The following is a 24,484-nucleotide window of genomic DNA, read 5'->3' on the forward strand; positions in this document are numbered from 1 at the left end:
GTAGCAGGTTTGGTTCCCTCCATTTTCGCCAGGTTCATGGAACAGATCCGCATCCGTGGGGCGCGTACCCACAACCTGAAAAACGTCAATCTCGACCTGCCGCGCCACAAGCTGGTCGTGATTACCGGGTTGTCCGGATCGGGCAAGTCGTCGCTCGCGTTCGATACCCTTTATGCCGAAGGCCAGCGCCGCTACGTCGAAAGCCTGTCCGCGTATGCCCGCCAGTTCCTGCAGCTGATGGAGAAACCCGACGTCGACCTGATCGAAGGCCTGTCGCCGGCGATCTCGATCGAGCAGAAGGCGACGTCCCACAACCCGCGTTCGACCGTCGGCACGGTCACGGAAATCCACGACTACCTGCGACTTTTGTTCGCACGTGTCGGCACGCCGTACTGTCCCGACCACGACATCCCGCTGGAAGCGCAAAGCGTGTCGCAGATGGTCGACGCGGCGCTCGCGTTGCCCGAGGAAACCAAGCTGATGATCCTCGCGCCCGTCGTCGCGGATCGCAAGGGCGAGCATGCCGAGCTGTTCGAGGACATGCAGGCGCAGGGTTTCGTGCGCTTTCGCGTGCGCTCGGGCGGCGGCGCCGCGAACGAAGGCGTCGCGAAGATCTACGAGGTCGAGTCGCTGCCGAAGCTGAAGAAGAACGACAAGCACACGATCGACGTCGTCGTCGATCGTCTCAAGGTGCGCCCGGACATGAAGCAGCGCCTCGCCGAATCGTTCGAGACGGCGCTGCGCCTCGCCGACGGCCGCGCGATCGCGCTCGAGATGGACACCGACCGCGAGTACCTGTTCAGCTCGAAGTTCGCGTGCCCGATCTGCTCGTACTCGCTGCAGGAGCTCGAGCCGCGCCTGTTCTCGTTCAACAACCCGATGGGCGCGTGCCCGGAATGCGACGGCCTCGGCCAGATCACGTTCTTCGACCCGAAGCGGGTCGTCGCGCACCCGTCGCTGTCGCTCGCCGCCGGCGCCGTGAAAGGCTGGGACCGCCGCAACCAGTTCTACTTCCAGATGCTGCAGAGTCTCGCGGCGTTCTACGAATTCGACATCGACGCCGCGTTCGAGGATCTGCCGGAAAAGATCCGGAAGGTGCTGCTGTTCGGCTCGGGCAAGCAGACGATCCCGTTCTCGTACATCAACGAGCGCGGCCGCACGACGATCCGCGAGCACGTGTTCGAAGGGATCATCCCGAACCTCGAACGCCGCTACCGCGAGACCGATTCGGTCGCGGTGCGCGAAGAGCTGTCGAAGTACCAGAACAATCAGCCGTGCCCGTCGTGCGACGGCACGCGCCTGCGCCGCGAAGCGCGCCACGTGCGGATCGGCACGGGCGACTACGCGCGCGGCATCTTCGAAATCAGCGGCTGGCCGCTGCGCGACGCGCTCGGCTATTTCGACGGTCTGTCGCTCGACGGCGCGAAGCGCGAGATCGCCGACAAGGTCATCAAGGAAATCGTCGCGCGCCTCACCTTCCTGAACAACGTCGGCCTCGACTACCTGTCGCTCGAGCGCAGCGCGGAAACCCTGTCGGGCGGCGAGGCGCAGCGCATCCGGCTCGCGTCGCAGATCGGCTCGGGCCTCACGGGCGTGATGTACGTGCTCGACGAGCCGTCGATCGGCCTGCACCAGCGCGACAACGACCGCCTGATCGCGACCCTCAAGCACCTGCGCGACCTCGGCAACTCGGTGATCGTCGTCGAGCACGACGAGGACATGATCCGCACCGCCGACTACGTCGTCGACATGGGCCCGGGTGCCGGCGAGCACGGCGGCGTGATCGTGGCCGAGGGCACGCCGAAGCAGGTGCAGTCGAATCCGCAGTCGCTCACCGGCCAGTACCTGCTCGGCAAACGCATGATCGAGTACCCGGACGAGCGGCTCGCGCCCGATCCGGAGCGGATGCTGCGCATCGTCGACGCGCACGGCAACAACCTGAAGCACGTCGATCTGGAGCTGCCGGTCGGCCTGCTGACCTGCATCACCGGCGTGTCGGGCTCCGGCAAGTCGACGCTGATCAACGACACGCTGTATCACGCGGTCGCGCGCCACCTGTACGGCTCGTCGGCCGAGCCGGCGCCGCACGAGGCGATCGAGGGCCTCGAGCACTTCGACAAGGTGATCAACGTCGACCAGTCGCCGATCGGCCGCACGCCGCGCTCGAACCCGGCCACGTATACGGGCCTGTTCACGCCGATCCGCGAGCTGTTCTCGGGCGTGCCGACCTCGAAGGAGCGCGGCTACGATCCGGGCCGTTTCTCGTTCAACGTGAAGGGCGGCCGCTGCGAATCGTGCCAGGGCGACGGCGTGCTGAAGGTGGAAATGCACTTCCTGCCGGACGTCTACGTGCCGTGCGACGTGTGCCACGGCAAGCGCTACAACCGCGAAACGCTCGAAGTGCAATACAAGGGCAAGAACATCAGCGAAGTGCTCGACATGACGGTCGAGCACGCGTACGAATTCTTCAGCGCGGTGCCGGTCATCGCGCGCAAGCTGAAGACGCTGCTCGACGTCGGCCTCGGCTACATCCGCCTCGGCCAGTCGGCCACGACGCTGTCGGGCGGCGAGGCGCAGCGCGTGAAGCTGTCGCTCGAACTCTCCAAGCGCGACACCGGCCGCACGCTGTACATCCTCGACGAGCCGACCACCGGCCTGCACTTCCACGACATCGCCCTGCTGCTGGAAGTGATCCACCGGCTGCGCGACCAGGGCAACACGGTCGTGATCATCGAGCACAACCTCGACGTGATCAAGACGGCCGACTGGGTGATCGACCTCGGCCCCGAAGGCGGTGCCGGCGGCGGCCAGATCATCGCGCAGGGCACGCCCGAGCAGGTCGCGAAAACGAAGGCGAGCTTTACCGGCAAATACCTCGCGCCGCTGCTCAAGCGCACGGCCCGCAAGGTCGCGGCCGGCTGACGCGTCCCGCCTGCCTTCCCTCCCGCGCGGCCGCCCGGCCGCGCGCCCTTCCGCCCCGCCGAACCGGCCCCTTCTCGTTTTCCCTCCGGCGTTTACACCATGCGCCAAACGGCCCCGTTGCGGACCATAATGGCAGCTATACTTTACGGTCGTAAGGTTCGCCGTACGCACCAATCCGGTGCGGCGTCGGGCGAACACGGCTCTGCCGCGCATTCCGCGGCATGACACACGAACGACAGGAATCCACGATGGAGAAGCAACCAGACTCGTCGCGCGATGCGCAGAATCGCGAACCGCACCTGCGCAGCGTGCGGCTGACGAGCGACTTCAGCCTGCCGAAGCTGTCGGCGCTCGAGATCGGCAGCTATGCGTTCGCGATCCTCGCGATGTGGCTCGTGATCGAACTCAAGCTGCTCGGCGGGCTGCTGGCCGGCCTGCTGGTCTACCAGCTGATCCATACGATCGCCCCCGTGATCGAACGCCACACCACGAGCATGCGCGCGCGCTGGGTCGCCGTCGTGCTGCTGTCGATCGCGATCGTCGGCGCGTTGACGGGCCTGACGATCGGCATCATCGAACACTTCGAGCGCACGGTGCCGAACCTGCAAAGCCTGCTCGACCAGCTGATGCAGATCGTCGAGCAGACCCGCGCCCGCACGCCGGCCTGGATCGCGAACCTGCTGCCGGTCGACGTCGAGCAGATGAAGACGAAGGCCGCCGTGCTGATGCACTCGCACATGGACCAGCTCCAGCAAAGCGGCAAGAGCGTCGCGCGCGGCTTCGGCCACGTGCTGTTCGGGATGATCATCGGCGCGATGATCGCGATCGGCGTCGAGCACGGCAAGGTACGCCGGCCGCTGTCCACCGCGCTCGTCACGCGCGTGTCGCGCTTCGCCGACGCATTCCGCCGGATCGTGTTCGCGCAGATCAAGATCTCGGCGATCAACGCGGTGTTCACGGGCATCTACCTGCTCGTCGCGCTGCCGATCTTCCACCAGCGGCTGCCGCTGTCGAAAACGCTCGTGCTCGTCACGTTCATCGTCGGCCTGCTGCCCGTGATCGGCAACCTGATCTCGAACACGCTGATCGTCGCCGTGTCGCTGTCGGTCAGCATGGGCACCGCGATCGCGTCGCTGGCGTTCCTCGTGGTCATCCACAAGCTCGAATACTTCCTGAACGCGAAGATCATCGGCGGCCAGATCGAGTCGCGCGCATGGGAGCTGCTGCTGGCGATGCTGATCATGGAGGCCGCGTTCGGGCTGCCGGGCGTGATCGCCGCGCCGATCTTCTACGCGTATCTCAAGCGCGAGCTGTACCTGCTGCGGCTGATCTGAAGCAGCCCGCCCGCCAACAGCGATAAAAAAACGCCGCGCCCCGTGAAGGGCGCGGCGTTTTTGTCTGTGATTGCCCGCCAGCCGACGGCCGGCAATCGGCATTCAACACATCAGCGGAACACGACCGTCTTCGTCCCGTTCAGCACGATCCGGTGCTCGACGTGCCACTTCACCGCACGCGCGAGCGTCACGCATTCGACGTCGCGGCCGATCGCGGTCAGCTGGTCGGGCGTCATGCTGTGGTCGACGCGCTCGACTTCCTGCTCGATGATCGGGCCTTCGTCGAGATCGGTCGTCACGTAGTGCGCGGTCGCGCCGATCAGCTTCACGCCGCGATCGAACGCCTGGTAGTACGGCTTCGCGCCCTTGAAGCTCGGCAGGAACGAATGGTGGATGTTGATCGCGCGGCCGGCGAGCTGCTTGCACAGGTTCGGCGACAGGATCTGCATGTAGCGCGCGAGCACGACCAGATCGGCCTGGTGCTCGTCGATCACTTCCAGCACGCGCGCTTCCTGCGCGGCCTTCGCGGCATCGGACGAGCCGCCGATCAGCGGAAAGTGATGGAACGGGATGTTGTAGCTCGCGGCGAGCTGGTAGAACTCCTTGTGGTTCGACACGATCGCCGGGATCTCGATCGGCAGCTGGCCGGTGCGATAGCGGAACAGCAGGTCGTTCAGGCAGTGGCCGATCTTCGACACCATGATCACGACGCGCGGCTTCACGGCCGCGTCATGCATTTCCCAACGCATCGAGAACTGCTCGGCGAGCGGCGCGAATTCCTTGCGAAGCGTGTCGAGCGCCGTCGCGGCATCCGCGCCGCCGCCGTCCTGCTCGAAGTGCACGCGCATGAAGAACTCGCTGGTGCGGCTGTCGCCGAACTGCGCCGAATCGAGGATGTTGTTGCTGCGCTCGAACAGGAAGCCCGAGACCGCATGGACGATGCCGTGCCGGTCGGGGCACGACAGTTTCAAGATAAAGCTGTGATCGGTCGGCATGACCGCTACTCCCTTCGTTTCCGTATTCGTCAAATTGCCCGTTCGCGCCGCCAGGCTGCGTGCGCGGCACGCGTCACGCGGCCGGTGCGAACAGGGCGTCGATGCCCGCCGCGTCGGCCGCCGGGATCCAGCGGTGGCGCAGCAGCGTGTCGAGCGTCGCGAGGCTCGCATCCATCGTCGCGCGGCCGGCGCGCAGCCAGCCGATCACCTCGGGCACGCCGGCCAGCAGGTGCTCGGCCACTTCGCCGTCCTGGTTGCGCGGCGCGAAGTCGCGCGGCAACGGCAGGTCGTACACGAAGATCAGTTCGGACTGCGTGCCTTCCGGCAGCGAGCACAGCACCTGCACCGCGCGGCCCGCGATCGCGCGCGCGGCCAGTTCGGCCGGAATGCCGGCCTCTTCCCAGCATTCCTTCGCGAGCGTCTCGTGAACGCCCAGGCCCCAGCCGATTCCGCCGGCGACGACGTTGTCGAGCATGCCGGGGTCGGTTGCCTTGGTCTCGCTGCGGCGGCCGAGCCACATTTGCGGGACGGCCGCGGCGGACGGCTCGCCCGGCGCAACCGCATATTCTACGATGCCGTTCAGATGCACCGCGTAAGTCTGCGTGCCGAAGAAGCGCGATGCGGCGCGCTCGATGTACGCGAGCGGCGGATCGTCGAAGCGGTTACGGATCGCGTAGATCTCGTCGCGCCAGCCGGGAATCGCGCCTTCGGCCGCGAGCGCGCCGATCGCGCTCGCCAGCGCCATGCTGCGTGCGTCGACCGAATCGTAGCGCGCCGACAGCACGACGCGCTCATCGGCCAGCTCGAACACGTCGGGCCAGCGCGCCAGCATCGCGACGTCCTGGCGGCGCACCCAGCCGACTGCCTGGCCGGCAATCTCGAAGCGCAGGTGCGCAGCGGGATCGAAGCGGCGCGCGGCCGCAATGCACGGAAACGTCATCGTCGGTCAGTCCTTCAGCGCCACGCGGATGCCGATCGCGATGAACGTCGCGCCGGCGATCCGGTCGAGCCACACGCCGGCCTTCGGGCGGCGCTTCAGCCACGCGCCGATCATGCCCGCGCCGACGCCGAACAGCGAGAAGACCGCGGCCGTCTGCAGCATGAACAGCGCGCCGAGTTCGAACATCTGCAGCGTGACGCTCTGCGCGCCGTGCGGATCGACGAACTGCGGCAGGAACACGACGAAGAACAGCGTGACCTTCGGGTTCATCAGGTTGCCGATCACGCTTTGCCGGAAGATCGTGCCGAGCGGCTGCGGCGGGCGCGCATGCGCATTCGAGAGCCCCTGGCTGCGCAGCGCCTTGATGCCGATCCACACGAGGTATGCGGCGCCCGCGAGCTTCAGGATCTGGAACGCGACCGGCGACGAACGCAGCACGGCCGCGACGCCGAGCGCCGCGAGCGTCGTGTGGAACAGGATCCCGGCCGTGAAGCCGAGCGCGGCGACGAAGCCGGCCGCGCGGCCTTGCGAGATGCCGCGTGCGAGTACCTGCAGGTTGTCGGGCCCCGGCGCGAACGTGATCGCGATGGACGTGGCGAGAAACAGCATGAAGTTGGGCATCGTGACCTCGCTGCGTAACGTGGAAGCTCAGGCAGGCCGGCGTTCAGTGGCCGGCGAATTCGGTGACGGTATAAACCGGCAGTCCCGCATTGCGCAGCAGCGCCGAGCCGTCGAGATCGGGCAGGTCGATGATCGCCGCGCCTTCGACGACTTCCGCGCCGAGCCGCTGCAGCAGGTTGCGCCCCGCCATCATCGTGCCGCCGGTCGCGATCAGGTCGTCCATGATGATCACGCGGTCGCCGGGGCGGCACGCATCTTCATGGATCTCGACCGTCGCGCTGCCGTATTCGAGGTCGTACGATTCCGAGCGCGTCTTGTACGGCAGCTTGCCGACCTTGCGGATCGGCACGAAGCCGACGCTCAGTTCGTACGCGACGATCGGCGCGATGATGAAGCCGCGCGCATCGAGGCCCGCGACATAGTCGAGCTTCGCATCGACATAGCGCTCGACGAACAGGTCGACGAGGATGCGCAGCGCCTTCGGGCTCTGCAGCAGCGTCGTGATGTCGCGGAACATCACGCCCGGCTGCGGCCAGTCGGGCACCGTGCGGATCTGGCTGTGAATGAAGGCGACCGGATCGAGCGGTGCGCCCGACGACGAATGCGGCATGAAACTCTCCGAAAAAAACGGTGCGCGAAGATCGGGCACCGTTTCGAATAAATACGGGTCAGGTTATCAAACCAGGCGCGGCTCAGGCGGCCGCGGCTGGCGGTTCGCGCCGATGGCGCGACAGCCGCTCCTCTGCGAGCGCGAGCGCCTCGGGCAGCCCGCGCAGCACGACGATGTCGCTCGCGCGCAGCTTGGTTTGCGGATCGGGTTCGACGCCGCGGATACCATGCCGGCGAATCGCCGTGACTTCGAGCCCGAGTGCATACAGCCCCAGTTCTTCCAGCGAACGCCCGACCGCGTCCGCGCGCGCATCGACCGGCACCGATTGTAGCCGCACCTGCTCGTGGTCGTCGTCGTCCGCGTCGTCCGCGCCGCGGAAATAGCCGCGCAGCAGGCTGTAGCGTTCGTCGCGCATCTCCTCGACGCGCCGCACGACCTTGCGCATCGGCACGCCGACCAGCACCAGCGTGTGCGACGCGAGCATCAGGCTGCCCTCGACGATCTCCGGAATCACCTCGGTCGCACCGGCCGCAAGCAGCTTCTCGAGATCGGCGTCGTCGACGGTGCGCACGATCGCGGGCAGCGTCGGCTCGAGTTCGTGCACGTGATGCAGCACGCGCAGCGCGGACGGCGTGTTCGCATAGGTGATCGCCACCGCCGCCGCACGGTGGATACCGGCCGCGAGCAGCGACTCGCGGCGCGCCGCGTCGCCGAACACGACCGATTCGCCGGCCGCCGCGGCCGCGCTCACGCGATCGGGGTCGAGGTCGAGCGCGACGTACGAAATGCCTTCCTGTTCGAGCATCCGCGCCAGGTTCTGCCCTGCACGGCCGTAGCCGCAGATGATCACGTGGCCGCGCTGCTTGAGGCTTTGCGTCGCGATCCGCGTCATCTGCAGCGACTGCTGCATCCATTCGGTCGACGACAGCCGCATCACGATCCGGTCGGCGTTCTGGATCAGGAACGGCGCCGCGAGCATCGACAGCAGCATCGACGCGAGGATCGCCTGCAGCAGCGTCGAATCGACGAGATGCCGGTCGAGGATCAGGTTCAGCAGCACGAAGCCGAATTCGCCGGCCTGCGCGAGCCCGATGCCGGTGCGCATCGCCACACCCGGTGTCGCGCCGAACAGCCGCGCGAGCCCGGCGATCATCGTCCCCTTGAACAGGATCTGCCCGACGAAGAAACCGAGCACGAGGAACGGGTGCTCCCAGATCACGCGCGGGTCGAGCAGCATCCCGGTCGTCACGAAGAACAGGCCGAGCAGCACGTCGCGGAACGGCTTGATGTCCTCCTCCACCTGATGGCGGAACGGCGTCTCGGAGATCAGCATCCCCGCGATGAACGCACCGAGCGCGAGCGACAGGCCGAAGCGGTCGGTGATGAATGCGGCGCCGAGCGTGACGAGCAGCAGGTTCAGCACGAACAGTTCCTGCGAGCGGCGCCGTGCGACGACGTTGAGCCAGCGTGTCATGAAGCGCTGGCCGATGACCAGCAGCAGCGTGAGCGCGATCACGATCTTGACGGCCGCGAAGCCGAGCGTGATCGCGAGGTCCTTCGACGATTCGGCGCCGAACGCGGCGATCACGATCAGCAGCGGCACCACCGCGAGATCCTGGAACAGCAGCACGCCGAAGATGTTGCGGCCGTGCTCGGTCTCGATCTCGAGCCGCTCGGCGAGCATCTTCGACACGATCGCCGTCGATGACATCGCGAGCGCGCCGCCGAGCGCGATGCTGCCCTGCCACGTGATGTGCACCCAGTGCTCGAACAGCATGCCCAGCACGAGCGCGAGCACGAGCGTCGCGACAACCTGCAGCAGCCCGAGCCCGAACACGAGCCGCTGCATCGCCCTCAGCTTCGCCAGCGAGAACTCGAGGCCGATCGAAAACATCAGGAACACCACGCCGAATTCCGCGAGATGCTCGGCCCGCTCCAGATCCGCCGCGATGCCGAACGCATGCGGGCCGACCAGGATGCCGACGGTCAGGTAGCCGAGCATCGGCGGCAGGTTCAACGAGCGGAATACGACGACGCCCACCACTGAGGCCAGCAGCAGCAGCAGGGTCATTTCGAGCGGGGAAATCACGGGCGAAGCGTCCTCGTTCGTCGGGGCCACGGCAATGCGGGCGCGGGTGGTGGCGGTGGTCAGGCAACCTCGGACGAGTCCGAAGGCCCGGCGCGGCGAACAAACGCCTTTGCTATACTCCGCGCATGATAGCGAAAATCAATGATGACCGGGCGCTCGCGCTCGCCCGCGACGTGCTCGACATCGAGGCGGACGCCGTGCGCGCGCTGCGCGACCAGCTCGACGGCGGCTTCGTCCAGGCCGTCGCGCTGCTGCTCGGCTGCCGCGGCCGCGTGGTGGTGTCCGGTATCGGCAAATCGGGGCATATCGCCCGCAAGATCGCGGCCACGCTGGCCAGCACCGGTACGCCGGCCTTCTTCGTCCACCCGGCCGAGGCCAGCCACGGCGACCTCGGGATGGTCACCTCCGACGACGTCTTCATCGGCATCTCCTATTCCGGCGAATCCGAAGAACTCGTGGCGATCCTGCCGCTCGTGAAGCGGATCGGCGCGAAGCTGATCGCGATCACGGGCCGCGCGGAATCGAGCCTCGGCACGCTCGCCGACGTGAACCTGAACGCCGCGGTCTCGAAAGAGGCCTGCCCGATGAACCTCGCGCCCACCGCGAGCACGACCGCCGCGCTCGCGCTCGGCGACGCGCTCGCCGTGGCGGTGCTCGACGCGCGCGGCTTCGGCTCGGAAGATTTCGCGCGCTCGCACCCGGGCGGCGCGCTCGGCCGGCGCCTGCTCACCTACGTGCGCGACGTGATGCGCTCGGGCGACGACGTCCCGTCCGTCGGGCTCGACGCGACACTGTCGGACGCCCTGTTCCAGATCACCGCGAAGCGCCTCGGCATGACCGCGGTGGTCGACGCCGGCGGCAAGGTTGCGGGCATCTTCACCGATGGCGACCTGCGCCGCGTGCTCGCGCGTGACGGCGACTTCCGCACGCTGCCGATCACCGACGTGATGACGCGCGACCCGCGCACGGTTGCACCGGATCACCTGGCGGTCGAGGCCGTGGAACTGATGGAGCGCCATCGGATCAACCAGATGCTGGTGGTCGATGCCGACGGCGTGCTGATCGGCGCGCTGAACATGCACGACCTGTTTTCGAAGAAGGTGATCTGATGAGTGCAGCGCTGACTGCGGCCGAACGCGCGAGCCGCGTGAAGCTGATGATTTTCGACGTCGACGGTGTGCTGACCGACGGCGGCCTGCTGTTTACCGCGGCCGGCGACGCGATGAAGTCGTTCAATTCGCTCGACGGCCACGGCGTGAAGCTGCTCGGCGAAGCCGGCATCGCGACCGCGATCATCACGGGCCGCCGCTCGGAGATCGTCGCGGCGCGTGCGAAGGAAATGAAGATCGCGCACCTGTTCCAGGGCGTCGAAAACAAGCTCACCGTGTTCACCGACCTGATCGCCTCGCTCGGCCTCACCGCCGACCAGTGCGGCTACATGGGCGACGACTGGCCCGACCTGCCCGTGATGCTGCGCTGCGGCTTCGCGACGGCCCCCGCGAACGCGCATCCCGAGGTGATCGCCCGCGCGCACTGGGTGGCCGAGGCCCGCGGCGGCCATGGCGCCGTCCGCGAAGTCTGCGACGCGATCCTGCGCGCGCAGCGCCGCTACGACGCGCTGCTCGCGGCCGCCTGCGGAGCCTGACGGATGAACACGCATTTCCGTTGGACCCAGTTGCTGCCGCTCGTCGCGGTCGCCGCGCTCGCGGGCATCACCTGGTGGCTGCTGCAGGCCACGCTGCCGCCGCCCGGCGAGGGCACCGTGCAGCCGAAGCGCCACACGCCCGACTATTTCGCCGACAACTTCTCGGTCACCGAGCTCGACCAGTCGGGCGCGACCCAGTACCGGCTGACGGCCGCGAAGCTGATCCATTACGAAGACACCGAAGACAGCGATCTGACCGATCCGGCCATGCGCGCGTTCCAGCCCGGCAAGCCGGTCGTGACGACCACCTCGAAGCGCGGCACCGTCAACGGCGACGTGTCGATCGTCGACTTGTACGACGACGCGCGCATCCTGCGCGCGGCCGGCGGCGGCGATCCGCAGATGCAGGCTGATTCCCAGCATTTCCGGATCTTCGTCAATGACGATGTGATCCAGACCGAAAAGCCGGTTAAACTTCAGCGCGGCCTGTCGCTCGTCAACGCGACCGACGGCATGAAGTACAACAACGTCACCCGGGTCATCGAGCTTTACGGCAACGTGCGCGGCACGATCGCCGCGCAGGACACGTCCGGCGGCTCGAAAGCTCAACCCAAGTGACGCATCCCTCACGTGACTGCATGAACGAATCGTTCCCTCGACAGATTTCCGGCGGCGCTGCGCGCGCCGTCCGCGCCGCGCTTGCCGCGACGCTCGTGGCGCTCCCGCTGGTCGGGCTGGCGCCGCTCGCCCATGCCGAGAAGGCCGACCAAGGCAAGCCGATCAACGTCGAGGCCGACAACCTGACCTATGACGACCTGAAGCAGGTCACGGTCGCGACCGGCAACGTCGTGATCACGAAGGGCACGATCATCATCAAGGGCGATCGCGTCGAAGTGCGCCAGGACCCGGAAGGCTATCAGTACGCCACTTCGTTCGGCAGCGGCAAGAAGCACGCGACGTTCCGCCAGAAGCGCGAAGGCCTCGACGAGTACATCGACGGCGACGCCGAGCGCATCGACTACGACGGCAAGCAGGACCTGACCACGCTGACCACCGCCGCGACCGTGCGCCGCCTGCAGGGTACGTCGACCGTCGCCGATACCGTGCACGGCAGCGTGATCACGTACGACGGCCAGCGCGACTTCTACACCGCGAAGGGCGGCAAGGACGTCGCCGCGCCGGGCAACCCGAACGGCCGCGTGCGCGCGATGCTGTCGCCGAAGAACGGCGGCCCCGCGCCGCTGAACGGCGCGCCCGCAAAGCTGTCGCCGTCGACCACGATCCAGGGGGCGCCGGGCCAATGAACGCGCTACCGAACCGCCAGCCGGCCGGCACGACGAGCTCGCTCGTCGTCCGCAACCTGAAGAAGCGCTACGGCTCGCGCACGGTCGTCAAGGACGTGTCGCTCGACGTGAAGAGCGGCGAAGTCGTCGGCCTGCTCGGCCCGAACGGCGCCGGCAAGACCACGTCGTTCTACATGATCGTCGGCCTGGTGCCGCTCGACGCGGGCGAGATCTCGCTGAACGGCAGCTCGATCAGCCTGCTGCCGATCCACAAGCGCGCGTCGCTCGGCCTGTCGTACCTGCCGCAGGAAGCGTCCGTGTTCCGCAAGCTGACCGTCGAGGAGAACATCCGCGCGGTGCTCGAACTGCAGCACGGCGAAGACGGCAAGCGGCTGTCGAAGGACGCGATCTCGTCGCGCGCCGAAGCGCTGCTCGACGAGCTGCAGATCGGCCACCTGCGCGAGAACCCCGCGCTGTCGCTGTCGGGCGGCGAACGGCGCCGGGTCGAAATCGCGCGCGCGCTGGCCACCAACCCGAACTTCATCCTGCTTGACGAACCGTTCGCCGGCGTCGACCCGATCGCGGTGCTCGAGATCCAGAAGATCGTCAAGTTCCTGAAGCAGCGCAACATCGGCGTGCTGATTACCGATCACAACGTCCGCGAAACGCTCGGCATCTGCGACCACGCGTACATCATCAGCGACGGCTCGGTGCTCGCCGCCGGCGCGCCAAGCGAAATCATCGAAAACGAAAGCGTACGCCGCGTGTACCTCGGCGAACACTTCCGGATGTAACTCCTCCTCGTGGCTGGCTGCACCCCGTCCGGCGTCGCCGCGCGGGGCCGCGCCCCGCTTCGCGGCCATGCCCGCGGCCGGGCGGCGCGCCGCGCGTAATCGCGGATGGCTCAACGCGCCTGGGTCGTGGCAAACTGCCGGTATGACTCCCTCCTTGCCATGAAAGCCAGCCTTCAACTCCGCCTGTCGCAACATCTGGCGCTGACGCCCCAGCTACAGCAGTCGATCCGGCTCCTGCAGTTGTCGACGCTCGAATTGCAGCAGGAAGTCGCGATGGCCGTCGCGCAGAACCCGCTGCTCGAGAACGAGGATGAATGGATCGCGAGCCCGCTGCGTGTCGCTGCGGACGGATCGCTGATCGCGCAGACGCCTCCCGCGCAGAACACCGAGCCCGCAGCGACCAACGGCAGCAGTTCGTCGAGCGATCGTGCCGAGCGCGACGAGCCGGCCGGCGCGGACGAATACGACGGTTATGCATCCGGCGACGGCAACGACGGCCCGCAGTGGAACCTCGACGAATACGGCCGCTCGAGCGGCGCATCCGACGACGACGACCTCCCGCCGCTGCAGGTGCAGGAAGCGGCGACGTCGCTGCGCGACCACCTGTCCGCGCAGTTGCGCGTCACGCAGGCCGGCCCGCGCGACCGCGCGCTCGTGATGTTCCTGATCGAATCGCTCGACGACGACGGCTACCTGACCGCCACGCTCGATGAAGTGCTCGCCGACCTGCCGCCCGAGCTGGAGATCGACTGCGACGAACTGAACGCGGCGCTCGCGCTGCTGCACAGCTTCGATCCGGCCGGGGTCGGTGCCCGTTCGGCATCCGAATGCCTGAAGCTGCAGTTGCTGCGCCTCGATCCGTCCCCGACACGCACGCTCGCGCTCGAGATCGTGTCGCAGCATCTCGAGCTGCTCGCCGCCCGCGACTTCACGCGGCTGCGCAAGCATCTGAAGGCGAGCGACGACGCGCTGCGCGACGCGCACACGCTGATCCGCTCGCTGGAGCCGTTCCCCGGCGCCGCATACGGCAAGGCCGAGGCCGACTACGTCGTGCCCGACATCATCGTGAAGAAGGCCGGCCAGGGATGGCTCGCGGAGCTCAATCCGGAGGTCGTGCCGCGCCTGCGGATCAACAACCTTTACGCGAACATCCTGCGCAACAGCCGCGGCGATCCGTCGGCCGGTTCGCTCAAGCAGCAGCTCCAGGAAGCACGCTGGCTGATCAAGAACATCCAGCAGCGTTTCGACACGATCCTGCGTGTCGCGCAGGCCATTGTCGAGCGTCAAAAGAACTTCTTTGCGCACGGTGAAATTGCCATGCGCCCCTTGGTTTTGCGGGAAATTGCTGATACGCTGGGCCTACACGAGTCGACTGTCAGCCGTGTGACAACCGGGAAGTACATGCTGACCCCGTTCGGGACGCTTGAATTTAAGTACTTCTTCGGATCTCACGTCTCGACCGACACCGGTGGCGCCGCTTCGTCGACAGCCATCCGAGCCCTCATCAAGCAACTGATAGGAGCTGAAGACCCTAAATCGCCACTTTCGGACAGCCGCATTGCCGAGCTGCTGGCAGAACAGGGATTCGTGGTCGCGCGCCGCACGGTTGCGAAGTATCGCGAAGCCCTCAAGATCCCGGCAGTGAATCTGCGCAAGTCTCTTTAAGCCTGCTGCCTGCCCGGCGGCAGGCGTGTCCCGACCACCGCGCACACGGGGAACAGGCCGGGCGACCTGTCCGCGATACGCCGCCTTCATGCGGCACGGGCAAGTCGACCGGAGCGCCGCCTCGATGCGGCCGGGTGGTCACTCGCTTGGAGAAGCACTATGAACCTGAAGATCAGTGGACATCATCTCGAAGTCACGCCTGCAATTCGCGAATACGTGATCACCAAGCTGGACCGGGTGCTACGGCATAGCGATCAGGTGATCGATGGCACTGTGATCCTCTCGGTCGACAACCACAAGGAAAAGGACAAGCAGCAGCGCGCGGAAATCAACCTGCACCTGAAGGGCAAGGACATCTTCGTCGAAAGCGCGAACGGTAACCTGTATGCAGCGATCGACCTGCTGATCGACAAGCTGGATCGCCAGGTCGTCAAGCACATGGAGCGTCTGCAAACGCACGCGCACGACCCGATCAAGCTTCAACCGTCGATCGACCAGATCGAACTGCCGCCGCAGTAACCTTCACCGCAACACACACGTCGCCCGGTTCGCCGGGCGTTTTTTTTGCGACTCCGCGCAGGGGTGCAACCGGTCCGTCCGCGCTGCGCCACGCACGCGGCTGTGCTCTATAATGTTCCGGTTATCGCCGGGGGGCGCTGGATGCGGTAGCTGCCTTGCAGGTTGCCGATGCCGAACGCCTTGATATCGCCGAACATGGATAGTCAGTCTGCCGCCGCAAGGAGACCCCAGGCCGCCCAATCGCCTGCCAACATGAATCGCCTAGCCAAAATCCTGCCCATAGAGAACGTCGTCATCGACCTCTCAGTCACCAGCAAGAAACGCGTGTTCGAACAAGCCGGGCTGATGTTCGAGAATCAGAACGGCATCGCCCGCAGCACCGTCACGGACAACCTGTTCGCGCGCGAGCGCCTCGGCTCGACCGGGCTCGGCGAAGGCGTCGCGATTCCGCACGGGCGCATCAAGGGGCTCAAGCACCCGCTCGCCGCGTTCGTCCGGCTCGCCGATGCGATCCCGTTCGAAGCCCCCGACGGCCAGCCGGTCGGTCTCCTGATCTTCCTGCTCGTGCCCGAGCAAGCCACCCAGCAGCACCTCGAGATCCTGTCGGAAATCGCGCAACTGCTGTCCGATCGCGACGCACGCGAGCGTCTGCACAACGAAACGGATATCGCCGAGTTGCATCGCCTGCTCACTCAGTGGCAACCTTGAGTTGATCCGGGCGGAATATTTTCCCGTACGCGGCGGCACACGCCGTCGTTCAGGGCCGCCCGGCACCGGCCCGGCATGGCGACGTCCGTCGCCGCGCGCACGCACCGGCCCATTGGAGTGACGAGAGTCATGGATACGTCCAGCATCAACGCCCAGAGCATCTTCGACGACAACGCGGCCACGCTGAAACTGAGCTGGCTGACGGGGCATGAAGGCTGGGAGCGCGGTTTTTCGGCCGACACCGTCGGCAATGCAACCTCGAGCGCCGACCTGGTCGGCCACCTGAACCTGATCCACCCGAACCGGATCCAGGTGCTCGGCGAAGCCGAAATCGACTACTACCAGCGGCAAACCGACGAAGACCGCTCGCGCCACATGGCCGAGCTGATCGCGCTTGAGCCGCCGTTCCTCGTCGTCGCCGGCGGCGCCGCGGCGCCGCCCGAACTCGTGCTGCGCTGCACGCGCTCGTCGACGCCGCTGTTCACCACGCCGATGTCGGCCGCCGCGGTGATCGACAGCCTGCGGCTCTACATGTCGCGCATCCTCGCGCCGCGCGCGACGCTGCACGGCGTGTTCATCGACATCCTCGGGATGGGCGTGCTGCTGACCGGCGATTCGGGCCTCGGCAAGAGCGAGCTCGGCCTCGAGCTGATCAGCCGCGGCCACGGCCTCGTCGCCGACGACGCGGTCGATTTCGTCCGACTTGGCCCCGATTTCGTCGAAGGGCGCTGCCCGCCGCTGCTGCAGAACCTGCTCGAAGTGCGCGGTCTGGGCCTGCTCGACATCAAGACGATCTTCGGCGAAACCGCCGTGCGGCGAAAAATGAAGCTGAAGCTGATCGTCCAGCTCGTGCGGCGCCCCGACGGCGAATTCCAGCGCCTGCCGCTCGAAAGCCAGACGGTCGACGTGCTCGGCCTGCCGATCAGCAAGGTCACGATCCAGGTCGCGGCCGGCCGCAACCTCGCGGTGCTCGTCGAGGCTGCTGTCCGGAACACGATCCTGCAGTTGCGCGGAATCGACACGTTGCGCGATTTCATGGATCGGCAACGACTCGCGATGCAAGATCCCGACAGTCAGTTCCCCGGCAAACTGGTGTAACCGCACGCGCCGGCCACGCAACGCCGACGCGTCGAGCCGGTGCTATGATGAAACGTCAGGATTCTCTGCTTCCCATGCGCATCGTCCTCATCACCGGCATCTCCGGCTCAGGCAAGTCCGTCGCGCTGAACGCGCTCGAAGACGCAGGCTATTACTGCGTCGACAACCTGCCGCCGCACGTGCTTCCCGAACTCGCCCGCTACCTCGCCGAGGATGGCAAGCGCCGGCTCGCGGTCGCGATCGACGCGCGCTCGAGCGCGTCGCTCGACGAAATGCCCGGCCTGATCCGCGATCTGTCGCGCGAGCACGACGTGCGCGTGCTGTTCCTCAATGCGAGCACCCAGGCGCTGATCCAGCGCTTCTCCGAGACGCGCCGCCGCCATCCGTTGTCCGGCTCGCTGTCGCACGATGCGGACGTCGGCCTGCTGTCGTCGCTCGAGGAGGCGATCGAGCGCGAACGCCACCTCGTCGCGCCGCTCGCCGAATTCGGCCACCAGATCGACACCAGCACGCTGCGCGCGAACGCGCTGCGTACGTGGGTCAAGCGCTTCATCGAGCAGAAGAACAACGACCTGATGGTGATGTTCGAATCGTTCGGCTTCAAGCGCGGCGTGCCGCTCGACGCCGACCTGATGTTCGACGTGCGCGCGCTGCCGAATCCGTACTACGACCACCAGTTGCGCCCGCTCACCGGGCTCGACCAGCCGGTCATCGCCTTTCTCGACGCACTGCCGATCGTCCACCAGATGATCGACGACATCCATGCGTTCCTGATGAAATGGCTGCCGCACTTCCGCGATGACAACCGCAGCTACCTGACCGTCGCCATTGGCTGCACCGGTGGGCAGCATCGGTCGGTGTTCATCGCGGAAACGCTCGCCGCGCGCCTTGCGCACGACGCGAACGTGATCGTGCGGCATCGTGACGCGCCAGTGGATGTCGACGCGTCGTCGCGGCTCGTCTCCGAGGTCGACCGACCCTAGCGACGCCCGCCCCAACGCCCGCGCGCCATGTCCTCCCTATCGACCACCCTGATCGACCTGCCGCTGTTTCCGCTGCACACGGTGCTGTTTCCGGGGGGCCTGCTCCCGCTCAAGGTGTTCGAGGCGCGCTATCTCGACATGGCCCGCGCGTGCCTGCGCGACGACGCACCGTTCGGCGTGTGCCTGCTGAAGAGCGGGCCGGAAGTCGCGCAGGACGGCGCCGTATCGGTGCCCGAGACCATCGGCTGCATGGCGCGCATCACCGAATGCGATACCGGTGAATTCGGCATGCTGTACCTGCAGGCGGTCGGCACGCAGCGTTTCGAGCTGCTGTCGTACCGCGTCGAAGGCAACGGGCTGCTGGTCGGCATCGCGGAGCCGCTGCCCGACGACATCCCGCTCGAAGGCGAGCAGTCACTCGCGCAGTTCGGCTCGTGCGCCGAGGTGCTCGAGCGCATCATCGACGCGCTGAAGAAGTCCGATCCGGAGAAGATGCCGTTCGGCGAACCGTTCCGCCTCGACGATCCGAGCTGGGTATCGAACCGTCTCGCGGAACTGCTGCCGCTCGACCTGCGCGCGCGGCAGAAGCTGATGGAGTTTCCGGACGTCGGCGCGCGCATCGATGCCGTGCACCACGTGCTCGACCGGCATGGCTGGTTATAGCGTGCCCGGGACCTGTCGCTTTGCCTGAGCTATCCGGGAGAGGGCATCCCACGAGGGGCTTCCGTCCGGGCGAAAAGCCGGGCCGGCGTTTCCCGAATCACCCCAGACAGCCATTTCGCGCCAGCCAACCCAAGGCGACTTCCGTCGGCACGAAAAACCACGAGCGTCCGACGTCTCCCTGAAAACGCGGCATGCGCCGCGCCTCTCCCCTTCGTTACAGCAGCGGCCCGCTCAGCGCATCGAGCAGCTTGCGCACGGGCGCCGGCACGCCGTACGCGTCGAGCCGGCTCAGCGGCACCCAGGCGGTGTCCGCGTCCCGCGCGCCGGCAGGCAGACCGCCGTCGGCCATGTCGCTCAGCCGCGGCTCGATCTCGAGCCGGAAATGCGTGAACGTGTGCGTGAGCGGCGCGAGCGGCACCGTGCCGCCGCCGCCGAAGCCGCGTGCGAGTTCCGCGAGCGCGGCGTCGCCGTCCGCCTGCGGCAGGCTCCACAGCCCGCCCCAGATGCCGGTCGGCGGCCGCCGCTCGAGCAGCACGGCGTCACCGTCGCGCAGCACGAGCATCCAGGTCTTGCGGGTCGGCACGGCCTTCTTCGGCCGGGCGGCCGGCAGTTCGCGCTGGCGGCCCGTCGATTGCGCGACGCAGTCGCCCGCGAACGGGCAGCGCGCGCAATCGGGCTTGCCGCGCACGCACAGCGTCGCGCCGAGATCCATCAGCCCCTGCGTGTACGCGCTCACGTCGGCCGCGTTCGCGGCGTCGGGCAACAGCGATTCGGCGAGCGCCCACATGTCGTTCTCGACACGCTTCTCGCCCGGGAAGCCCTCGACGCCGAACACCCGCGCAAGCACGCGCTTCACGTTGCCGTCGAGGATCGTCGCGCGCGCGCCGTACGCGAACGACGCGATCGCCGCGGCCGTCGAACGGCCGATGCCCGGCAATTCGGCCAGCGCGTCGGGCGTCGCCGGGAACGCACCACCGTGCTCGGCGACGACGACCTGCGCGCAGCGATGCAGGTTGCGCGCGCGCGAGTAGTAGCCGAGCCCCGCCCAGAGCGCCATCACGTCGTCGGTCGGCGCGGCCGCGAGCGCGGCGACGTCGGGGTAGCGTTCGAGAAAGCGCGTGTAATACGGGATGACGGTCGATACCTGCGTCTGCTGCAGCATGATTTCCGACAGCCAGATCCGGTACGGATCACGGGTGTTCTGCCACGGCAGGTCGTGGCGGCCATGCTCGCGCTGCCAGGCGACCAGGCGCGTGGCGAACGTGCGATGCAGCGGCGTGACGGGGAACGGAGCGGGGGCGATGCGGGGAGGCTTCAAGTTATCTAATTGTGGAAAAAGGTTTCAACGCTGGCAGGTCGGACAGAAATAGGTCGACCGCTGACCCTGCACGATCTGGCGGATCGGCGTGTTGCATACGCGGCATGGCTGGCCCGCACGGTCGTAGACGAAGCAGTCGAGCTGGAAATAGCCGCTTTCGCCGTTGCTGCCGACGAAATCGCGCAATGTGCTGCCGCCGCGCTCGATCGCGTCGGCAAGCGTCGCGCGCACAGCGTCGGCCAGACGCTCGTAGCGCGGCAGCGACACCTTGCCGGCGGCCGTCGTCGGCCGGATGCCGGCGCGAAACAGGCTCTCCGACGCATAGATGTTGCCGACGCCGACGACCATGTCGCCCGCGAGCAGCGCCTGCTTGACCGACACGGTGCGTCCGCGCGTGCGCGCGTGCAGCAGCGCGCCGGTGAACGCCGGCGAGAACGGCTCGACGCCGAGGCTCGCGAGGAGCGGATGCGCATGCACGTCGCCCGCTTCGCGCGGGTGCCACAGCACCGCGCCGAAGCGACGCGGATCGCGGAACCGCAACACGAATTCGTCGAAGATCCAGTCGATGTGGTCGTGCTTCGCGGCGACCGGCACGCCGGCCGCGGGCAGCACGCGCAGCGTGCCCGTCATGCCGAGGTGGACGATGAACCAGCCCGCGTCGACCTCGAACAGCAGGTACTTGCCGCGACGCTCGACGGCGCGCACCTCGCGCGCGCGCAACTGCTCGGCGAGCCCCGCCGGGACGGGCCAGCGCAGCATCTCGGTACGGACGTCGACACGCTCGACGCGGCGGCCCGCGACAAAGGGCTCGATGCCCCGGCGCGTGACTTCGACTTCTGGCAACTCTGGCATGTTTTGCGGGTCTGAGACTGGATTCACGATCGTGCGTGTATTGTAGCGAGCGCGTTACAATCGGTTGAAACATCGAACGGATTTCCATGACTCTGCCCTCGAAGCTGCTTCAGAAGCGTCACGCCGCCGTGCGCGGCGCGCGTGCCTTCCCGGTCCGCCGTGCACTCGGCGCCGCGCTGTTTGCCGCCTGGACCCTCACCGCCTTCCCGGCCCACGCGCAGGATCCGGCATCGGACGACGCGGAGTCGCAGGGCGCGTTCGAGCATGTGATGCCGGACGAGAAAAAGGATCTCCCCGGCGTTCCGCTGACGAGCCAGATCGTCTACCAGGTGCTCGCCGCCGAGGTCGCGCTGCAGCGTAACCAGCCCGCGCCGGCCTACCAGACCTACCTCGCGCTCGCCCGCGACACGCGCGATCCGCGCATGGCGCAGCGTGCGACCGAGATCGCGCTCGGCGCGCAGAGCCCGGCCGACGCGCTGTCCGCCGCGAACCTGTGGCGCCAGTACGCACCCGATTCGAATCGCGCATCGCAGGTCGACGCCGCATTGCTGGTGCTCGCCGGCAAGCCGGCCGATGCACAGCCGATGCTCGCGCGCGAGCTGGCCCGGGCGACCGGCGAGACGCGCGGCCCGGCGATCCTCGCGCTGCAGGCGCTGCTCGTGCGCGGCTCCGACCGCGTCGGCGGCCTCGCGGTGCTGAAGGACATGCTGAAGAACGACCTGAACCGGCCCGAAGCCCAGCTCGCGATCGCGCGCCAGCAGCTCGCGGTCGACGACAAGGACGGCGCCGCGCAGTCGCTGAAGCAGGCGCTGCAGCTCCGCCCCGACTACCTGCCGGCGGCTTTGATGCTGTCGCAGATGGGGCCGGCGGAACGCGCGGCGGGCATCACGTCGTTCGAGAAGTATGTTCAGCAGAATCCGAAGTCGCGCGATGCGCGGCTCGCGCTGTCGCAGCTCTATCTCGCCGACGATCGCCTCGACGACGCGCAGAAGCAGTTCGAGACGATGCGCAAGCTCGACGCGAAGGATCCGACGCCGCTGATGGCGCTCGCGCTGATCAAGATCCAGCAGAAGAAGCTCGACGAAGCGACCGGCTACCTGAAGCAGTACGTCCAGCTCGGCGACAAGCAGCCGAATCTCGACGTCGGCCAGGGCTACATCTACCTCGCGCAGATCGCGATCGACCAGAACAACGACGCGCAGGCGTCGCAGTGGCTCGACAAGGTCGACCAGACGAGCCAGCACTACCTGCCCGCGCAGATCACGCGCGCGCAATTGCTGCAGAAACAGGGCAAGACCGACGAGGCGCGCAAGGTGCTCGATGACCTGCCGATCACGGATCCGCGCGATGCGGCCGTGGTCGCACGCACCGACGCGTCGATCCTGTTCACCGCGAAGCGCTACCCGGAAGCCGAGGCACGGCTCGGGCAGGCGGTCCAGGACTTCCCCGACGATCCCGACCTGCGCTACGACTACGCGATGGCGGCCGAAAAGACCGGCCACTACACGACGATGGAAAAGCAGCTGCGCGAGCTGATCCGCACCCAGCCCGACAATCCGCAGGCGTACAACGCACTCGGCTATTCGCTCGCCGACCGCAACCAGCGGCTCCCCGAAGCCAGCAAGCTGATCGACAAGGCGATGACGCTGGCGCCGAACGACGCGTACATCATGGACAGCCTCGGCTGGGTGAAGTACCGGATGGGCGATACGGCCGGCGCGGCGAAGGTGCTGCGGCGTGCGTACGAACTGCAGCCGAACGCCGAGATCGGCGCGCATCTCGGCGAAGTGCTGTGGAAGAGCGGCGCGCAGGACGATGCGCGTTCCGCATGGCGTGACGCACAGAAGCTCGAGCCGGACAACGACACGCTCGTGCAGACGCTGAAACGCCTCCAGATCAACGGTCTCTGATGCAGATGTTCCCGACGTTTTCCCTGTCCTTCCGCGCGCAGCGCACGCTGGCCGCAGCCGGCGCGGCACTCGTGCTCGCGGGCTGCGCGAGCACGCCGCCGTCGGCCAGCGCGCCGACCGGCGCGGCGCTGCAGACCGCCGCCACGCACGCTTACCATGGCCGCTTCGCGGTGCGGTACGACGACCGTCTCGGCAATCCGCAGAACGTGTACGGCAACTTCGACTGGCAGGAGCACGGCGACGACGTGTCGCTCGAGCTGCGCAGCCCGCTCGGCCAGACGCTCGCGGTCGTGAAATCGACGCCGCGCGCGGCGTCGCTCGAATTGCCGAACCGCCCGACGCAATATGCGCCGGACGTCGGCGACCTGATGCAGAAAACGCTCGGTTTCGAACTGCCGCTCGCGGGCCTGCGCTACTGGCTGCTGCCGACCGCCGCGCCCGCCACGCCCGCGCAGACGGTGCGCGATCCGGCCGACGGTACGCGCGTCAAGCAGATCCGCCAGGACGGCTGGACGATCGACTACCTTGCCTACGCGGATGCCCCGGCCACGGGCGTCAAACGCGTCAACCTCGTGCGCGCGACACCGCCGCTCGACATCAAGCTCGTGCTCGATCAGTGAGCACTGGCCCAGCCCAGACATACGCATGACCGATTCGACCCGCTCGCTGCGCAACTGCCTTGCGCCCGCGAAACTCAACCTGTTCCTGCACATCACCGGCCGCCGTCCGAACGGCTATCACGATCTGCAGAGCGTGTTCCAGTTGCTGAACTGGGGTGACACGCTGCACTTCACGCTCCGCGACGACGGCCGCGTCGCACGCGTCACCGACGTACCCGGCGTGCCCGAGGAAAGCGATCTTGTCGTGCGCGCAGCCAACCTGCTGAAAGCGCATACGGGCACCGCGCGCGGTGTCGACATCGAGATCGACAAGTGCCTGCCGATGGGGGCCGGCCTCGGCGGCGGCAGCTCCGACGCGGCGACGACGCTGCTCGCGCTGAACCGCCTGTGGCAACTCGACCTGCCGCGCGCCGAACTCCAGTCGCTCGCGGTAAAACTCGGCGCCGACGTCCCGTTTTTTATTTTTGGAAAAAATGCGTTCGCAGAGGGTATCGGAGAAGAATTAGCTGAGGTACAATTGCCGACTCGCTGGTTCTTGGTTGTAACGCCCCGCGTTCACGTCCCAACCGCTGAAATATTTTCAGATGAGTTGTTGACAAGAGATTCGAGGCGCGTCACAATTACGGACTTTCTTGCACAGCAAAGCAGCGACACGGGATGGCCAGATAGTTTCGGTCGGAACGATATGCAGCAAGTTGTGACAAGTAAGTACGCGGAAGTTGCGCAGGTGGTCAAATGGTTGTATGATGTGACCCCCGCGAGGATGACCGGCTCCGGAGCAAGCGTGTTTGCAGCGTTTCGCAGCAAGCATGAGGCAGAAGCGGCGCAAGCCAAGCTGCCCACCGGTTGGAACGGTGCAGTTGCCGAGAGCCTGAACGAGCATCCGCTCTTCGCTTTCGCGTCATGAAGTTTTAC

23 protein-coding genes are annotated in these 24,484 nt (G+C 67.0%); 16 read left to right on the top strand and 7 right to left on the bottom strand.

What is annotated here, in order from left to right:
* The first annotated feature begins 36 nt into the window (after positions 1-36).
* Positions 37-2,922: an excinuclease ABC subunit UvrA gene (gene uvrA / locus QZM35_RS20780; protein ID WP_301776712.1), complete on the top strand. Its 2,886-nt coding sequence runs from the start codon at positions 37-39 to the stop codon at positions 2,920-2,922.
* 248 nt (positions 2,923-3,170) lie between these two features.
* The gene (locus tag QZM35_RS20785) at positions 3,171-4,256 is read left to right on the top strand and encodes an AI-2E family transporter (protein WP_174973068.1); all 1,086 of its coding nucleotides are present in this window, start codon (positions 3,171-3,173) and stop codon (positions 4,254-4,256) included.
* 110 nt (positions 4,257-4,366) lie between these two features.
* Here QZM35_RS20785 and purU read toward each other — a convergent pair whose 3' ends face one another.
* From purU to QZM35_RS20810, 5 genes are all read right to left on the bottom strand, one after another.
* On the bottom strand, positions 4,367-5,251 hold the full coding sequence (gene purU, locus QZM35_RS20790; protein WP_089426344.1) for a formyltetrahydrofolate deformylase: 885 nt from the start codon (positions 5,249-5,251) through the stop codon (positions 4,367-4,369).
* Between the two features lie 73 nt (positions 5,252-5,324).
* Entirely contained in the window at positions 5,325-6,191 is an 867-nt protein-coding gene (locus tag QZM35_RS20795) for an NUDIX hydrolase family protein (RefSeq protein ID WP_089426345.1), read from the bottom strand.
* 6 nt (positions 6,192-6,197) lie between these two features.
* On the bottom strand, positions 6,198-6,812 hold the full coding sequence (locus QZM35_RS20800; RefSeq protein ID WP_059233178.1) for a LysE family translocator: 615 nt from the start codon (positions 6,810-6,812) through the stop codon (positions 6,198-6,200).
* A gap of 43 nt (positions 6,813-6,855) precedes the next feature.
* Positions 6,856-7,422 (bottom strand): adenine phosphoribosyltransferase, encoded by a 567-nt coding sequence (locus QZM35_RS20805; protein ID WP_301776713.1) that lies wholly within the window; start codon positions 7,420-7,422, stop codon positions 6,856-6,858.
* A gap of 82 nt (positions 7,423-7,504) precedes the next feature.
* Positions 7,505-9,511: a monovalent cation:proton antiporter family protein gene (locus tag QZM35_RS20810; RefSeq protein ID WP_089426656.1), complete on the bottom strand. Its 2,007-nt coding sequence runs from the start codon at positions 9,509-9,511 to the stop codon at positions 7,505-7,507.
* Between the two features lie 125 nt (positions 9,512-9,636).
* Between QZM35_RS20810 and kdsD the strand changes: the two genes are divergently transcribed.
* The 11 genes from kdsD to QZM35_RS20865 all read left to right on the top strand — a co-directional run bounded on the left by kdsD (position 9,637) and on the right by QZM35_RS20865 (position 18,869).
* Entirely contained in the window at positions 9,637-10,620 is a 984-nt protein-coding gene (kdsD, locus tag QZM35_RS20815) for an arabinose 5-phosphate isomerase KdsD (protein ID WP_039345999.1), read from the top strand.
* Positions 10,620-11,156: an HAD family hydrolase gene (locus QZM35_RS20820; RefSeq protein WP_089426347.1), complete on the top strand. Its 537-nt coding sequence runs from the start codon at positions 10,620-10,622 to the stop codon at positions 11,154-11,156. Before kdsD ends, QZM35_RS20820 begins: the two co-directional genes overlap by 1 nt.
* A 3-nt stretch (positions 11,157-11,159) precedes the next feature.
* The gene (lptC, locus tag QZM35_RS20825; RefSeq protein WP_089426348.1) at positions 11,160-11,774 is read left to right on the top strand and encodes an LPS export ABC transporter periplasmic protein LptC; all 615 of its coding nucleotides are present in this window, start codon (positions 11,160-11,162) and stop codon (positions 11,772-11,774) included.
* 20 nt (positions 11,775-11,794) lie between these two features.
* A complete protein-coding gene (gene lptA, locus QZM35_RS20830; RefSeq protein WP_089426349.1) occupies positions 11,795-12,460 on the top strand; it encodes a lipopolysaccharide transport periplasmic protein LptA in 666 nt (221 codons plus the stop codon).
* A complete protein-coding gene (gene lptB, locus QZM35_RS20835; RefSeq protein WP_011353224.1) occupies positions 12,457-13,233 on the top strand; it encodes an LPS export ABC transporter ATP-binding protein in 777 nt (258 codons plus the stop codon). Before lptA ends, lptB begins: the two co-directional genes overlap by 4 nt.
* A gap of 159 nt (positions 13,234-13,392) precedes the next feature.
* Entirely contained in the window at positions 13,393-14,898 is a 1,506-nt protein-coding gene (locus tag QZM35_RS20840) for an RNA polymerase factor sigma-54 (RefSeq protein WP_089431697.1), read from the top strand.
* Between the two features lie 159 nt (positions 14,899-15,057).
* Positions 15,058-15,417: a ribosome-associated translation inhibitor RaiA gene (gene raiA / locus QZM35_RS20845; RefSeq protein WP_006477786.1), complete on the top strand. Its 360-nt coding sequence runs from the start codon at positions 15,058-15,060 to the stop codon at positions 15,415-15,417.
* A 168-nt stretch (positions 15,418-15,585) separates the two neighbouring features.
* Positions 15,586-16,125, top strand: coding sequence for a PTS sugar transporter subunit IIA (locus tag QZM35_RS20850; RefSeq protein ID WP_089426657.1), 540 nt, complete (start codon positions 15,586-15,588; stop codon positions 16,123-16,125).
* A gap of 129 nt (positions 16,126-16,254) precedes the next feature.
* Complete coding sequence (gene hprK, locus QZM35_RS20855; protein ID WP_011353227.1) at positions 16,255-17,223, top strand: HPr(Ser) kinase/phosphatase; 969 nt, start codon at positions 16,255-16,257, stop codon at positions 17,221-17,223.
* Between the two features lie 74 nt (positions 17,224-17,297).
* Complete coding sequence (gene rapZ, locus QZM35_RS20860) at positions 17,298-18,206, top strand: RNase adapter RapZ (RefSeq protein WP_069248889.1); 909 nt, start codon at positions 17,298-17,300, stop codon at positions 18,204-18,206.
* A 27-nt stretch (positions 18,207-18,233) separates the two neighbouring features.
* On the top strand, positions 18,234-18,869 hold the full coding sequence (locus QZM35_RS20865) for an LON peptidase substrate-binding domain-containing protein (RefSeq protein ID WP_089426352.1): 636 nt from the start codon (positions 18,234-18,236) through the stop codon (positions 18,867-18,869).
* Positions 18,870-19,083: 214 nt separating this feature from the next.
* Here QZM35_RS20865 and mutY read toward each other — a convergent pair whose 3' ends face one another.
* Both mutY and mutM read right to left on the bottom strand, forming a co-directional pair.
* Positions 19,084-20,187, bottom strand: a complete 1,104-nt coding sequence (mutY, locus tag QZM35_RS20870) for an A/G-specific adenine glycosylase (protein ID WP_089426353.1) — start codon at positions 20,185-20,187, stop codon at positions 19,084-19,086.
* 24 nt (positions 20,188-20,211) lie between these two features.
* Positions 20,212-21,039, bottom strand: coding sequence for a bifunctional DNA-formamidopyrimidine glycosylase/DNA-(apurinic or apyrimidinic site) lyase (gene mutM / locus QZM35_RS20875; RefSeq protein WP_089426354.1), 828 nt, complete (start codon positions 21,037-21,039; stop codon positions 20,212-20,214).
* An 86-nt stretch (positions 21,040-21,125) separates the two neighbouring features.
* Here mutM and QZM35_RS20880 point away from each other — a divergent pair, with 86 nt between their 5' ends.
* The 3 genes from QZM35_RS20880 to ispE are packed head-to-tail and all read left to right on the top strand — an operon-like array spanning position 21,126 to position 24,476.
* Positions 21,126-22,949: a tetratricopeptide repeat protein gene (locus QZM35_RS20880; RefSeq protein ID WP_089426355.1), complete on the top strand. Its 1,824-nt coding sequence runs from the start codon at positions 21,126-21,128 to the stop codon at positions 22,947-22,949.
* Entirely contained in the window at positions 22,949-23,569 is a 621-nt protein-coding gene (gene lolB, locus QZM35_RS20885; protein WP_089426356.1) for a lipoprotein insertase outer membrane protein LolB, read from the top strand. Before QZM35_RS20880 ends, lolB begins: the two co-directional genes overlap by 1 nt.
* Positions 23,570-23,594: 25 nt before the next feature.
* Positions 23,595-24,476 carry a 4-(cytidine 5'-diphospho)-2-C-methyl-D-erythritol kinase gene (ispE, locus tag QZM35_RS20890; protein ID WP_301776714.1) on the top strand — a complete coding sequence of 294 codons (882 nt, stop codon included), beginning with the start codon at positions 23,595-23,597 and terminating at the stop codon, positions 24,474-24,476.
* The last annotated feature ends 8 nt before the right edge of the window (positions 24,477-24,484 follow it).

The organism is Burkholderia sp. AU45274 (assembly GCF_030482505.1).
GTDB lineage: Bacteria > Pseudomonadota > Gammaproteobacteria > Burkholderiales > Burkholderiaceae > Burkholderia.

Coding starts and splice junctions, on each gene's coding strand:
- uvrA (WP_301776712.1), top strand. CDS start 37: ATGGAACAGATCCGCATCCGTGGGGCGCGTACCCACAACCTGAAAAAC.
- QZM35_RS20785 (WP_174973068.1), top strand. CDS start 3,171: ATGGAGAAGCAACCAGACTCGTCGCGCGATGCGCAGAATCGCGAACCG.
- purU (WP_089426344.1), bottom strand. CDS start 5,251: ATGCCGACCGATCACAGCTTTATCTTGAAACTGTCGTGCCCCGACCGG.
- QZM35_RS20795 (WP_089426345.1), bottom strand. CDS start 6,191: ATGACGTTTCCGTGCATTGCGGCCGCGCGCCGCTTCGATCCCGCTGCG.
- QZM35_RS20800 (WP_059233178.1), bottom strand. CDS start 6,812: ATGCCCAACTTCATGCTGTTTCTCGCCACGTCCATCGCGATCACGTTC.
- QZM35_RS20805 (WP_301776713.1), bottom strand. CDS start 7,422: ATGCCGCATTCGTCGTCGGGCGCACCGCTCGATCCGGTCGCCTTCATT.
- kdsD (WP_039345999.1), top strand. CDS start 9,637: ATGATAGCGAAAATCAATGATGACCGGGCGCTCGCGCTCGCCCGCGAC.
- QZM35_RS20820 (WP_089426347.1), top strand. CDS start 10,620: ATGAGTGCAGCGCTGACTGCGGCCGAACGCGCGAGCCGCGTGAAGCTG.
- lptC (WP_089426348.1), top strand. CDS start 11,160: ATGAACACGCATTTCCGTTGGACCCAGTTGCTGCCGCTCGTCGCGGTC.
- lptA (WP_089426349.1), top strand. CDS start 11,795: ATGAACGAATCGTTCCCTCGACAGATTTCCGGCGGCGCTGCGCGCGCC.
- lptB (WP_011353224.1), top strand. CDS start 12,457: ATGAACGCGCTACCGAACCGCCAGCCGGCCGGCACGACGAGCTCGCTC.
- QZM35_RS20840 (WP_089431697.1), top strand. CDS start 13,393: ATGAAAGCCAGCCTTCAACTCCGCCTGTCGCAACATCTGGCGCTGACG.
- raiA (WP_006477786.1), top strand. CDS start 15,058: ATGAACCTGAAGATCAGTGGACATCATCTCGAAGTCACGCCTGCAATT.
- QZM35_RS20850 (WP_089426657.1), top strand. CDS start 15,586: ATGCCGAACGCCTTGATATCGCCGAACATGGATAGTCAGTCTGCCGCC.
- hprK (WP_011353227.1), top strand. CDS start 16,255: ATGGATACGTCCAGCATCAACGCCCAGAGCATCTTCGACGACAACGCG.
- rapZ (WP_069248889.1), top strand. CDS start 17,298: ATGCGCATCGTCCTCATCACCGGCATCTCCGGCTCAGGCAAGTCCGTC.
- QZM35_RS20865 (WP_089426352.1), top strand. CDS start 18,234: ATGTCCTCCCTATCGACCACCCTGATCGACCTGCCGCTGTTTCCGCTG.
- mutM (WP_089426354.1), bottom strand. CDS start 21,039: ATGCCAGAGTTGCCAGAAGTCGAAGTCACGCGCCGGGGCATCGAGCCC.
- QZM35_RS20880 (WP_089426355.1), top strand. CDS start 21,126: ATGACTCTGCCCTCGAAGCTGCTTCAGAAGCGTCACGCCGCCGTGCGC.
- lolB (WP_089426356.1), top strand. CDS start 22,949: ATGCAGATGTTCCCGACGTTTTCCCTGTCCTTCCGCGCGCAGCGCACG.
- ispE (WP_301776714.1), top strand. CDS start 23,595: ATGACCGATTCGACCCGCTCGCTGCGCAACTGCCTTGCGCCCGCGAAA.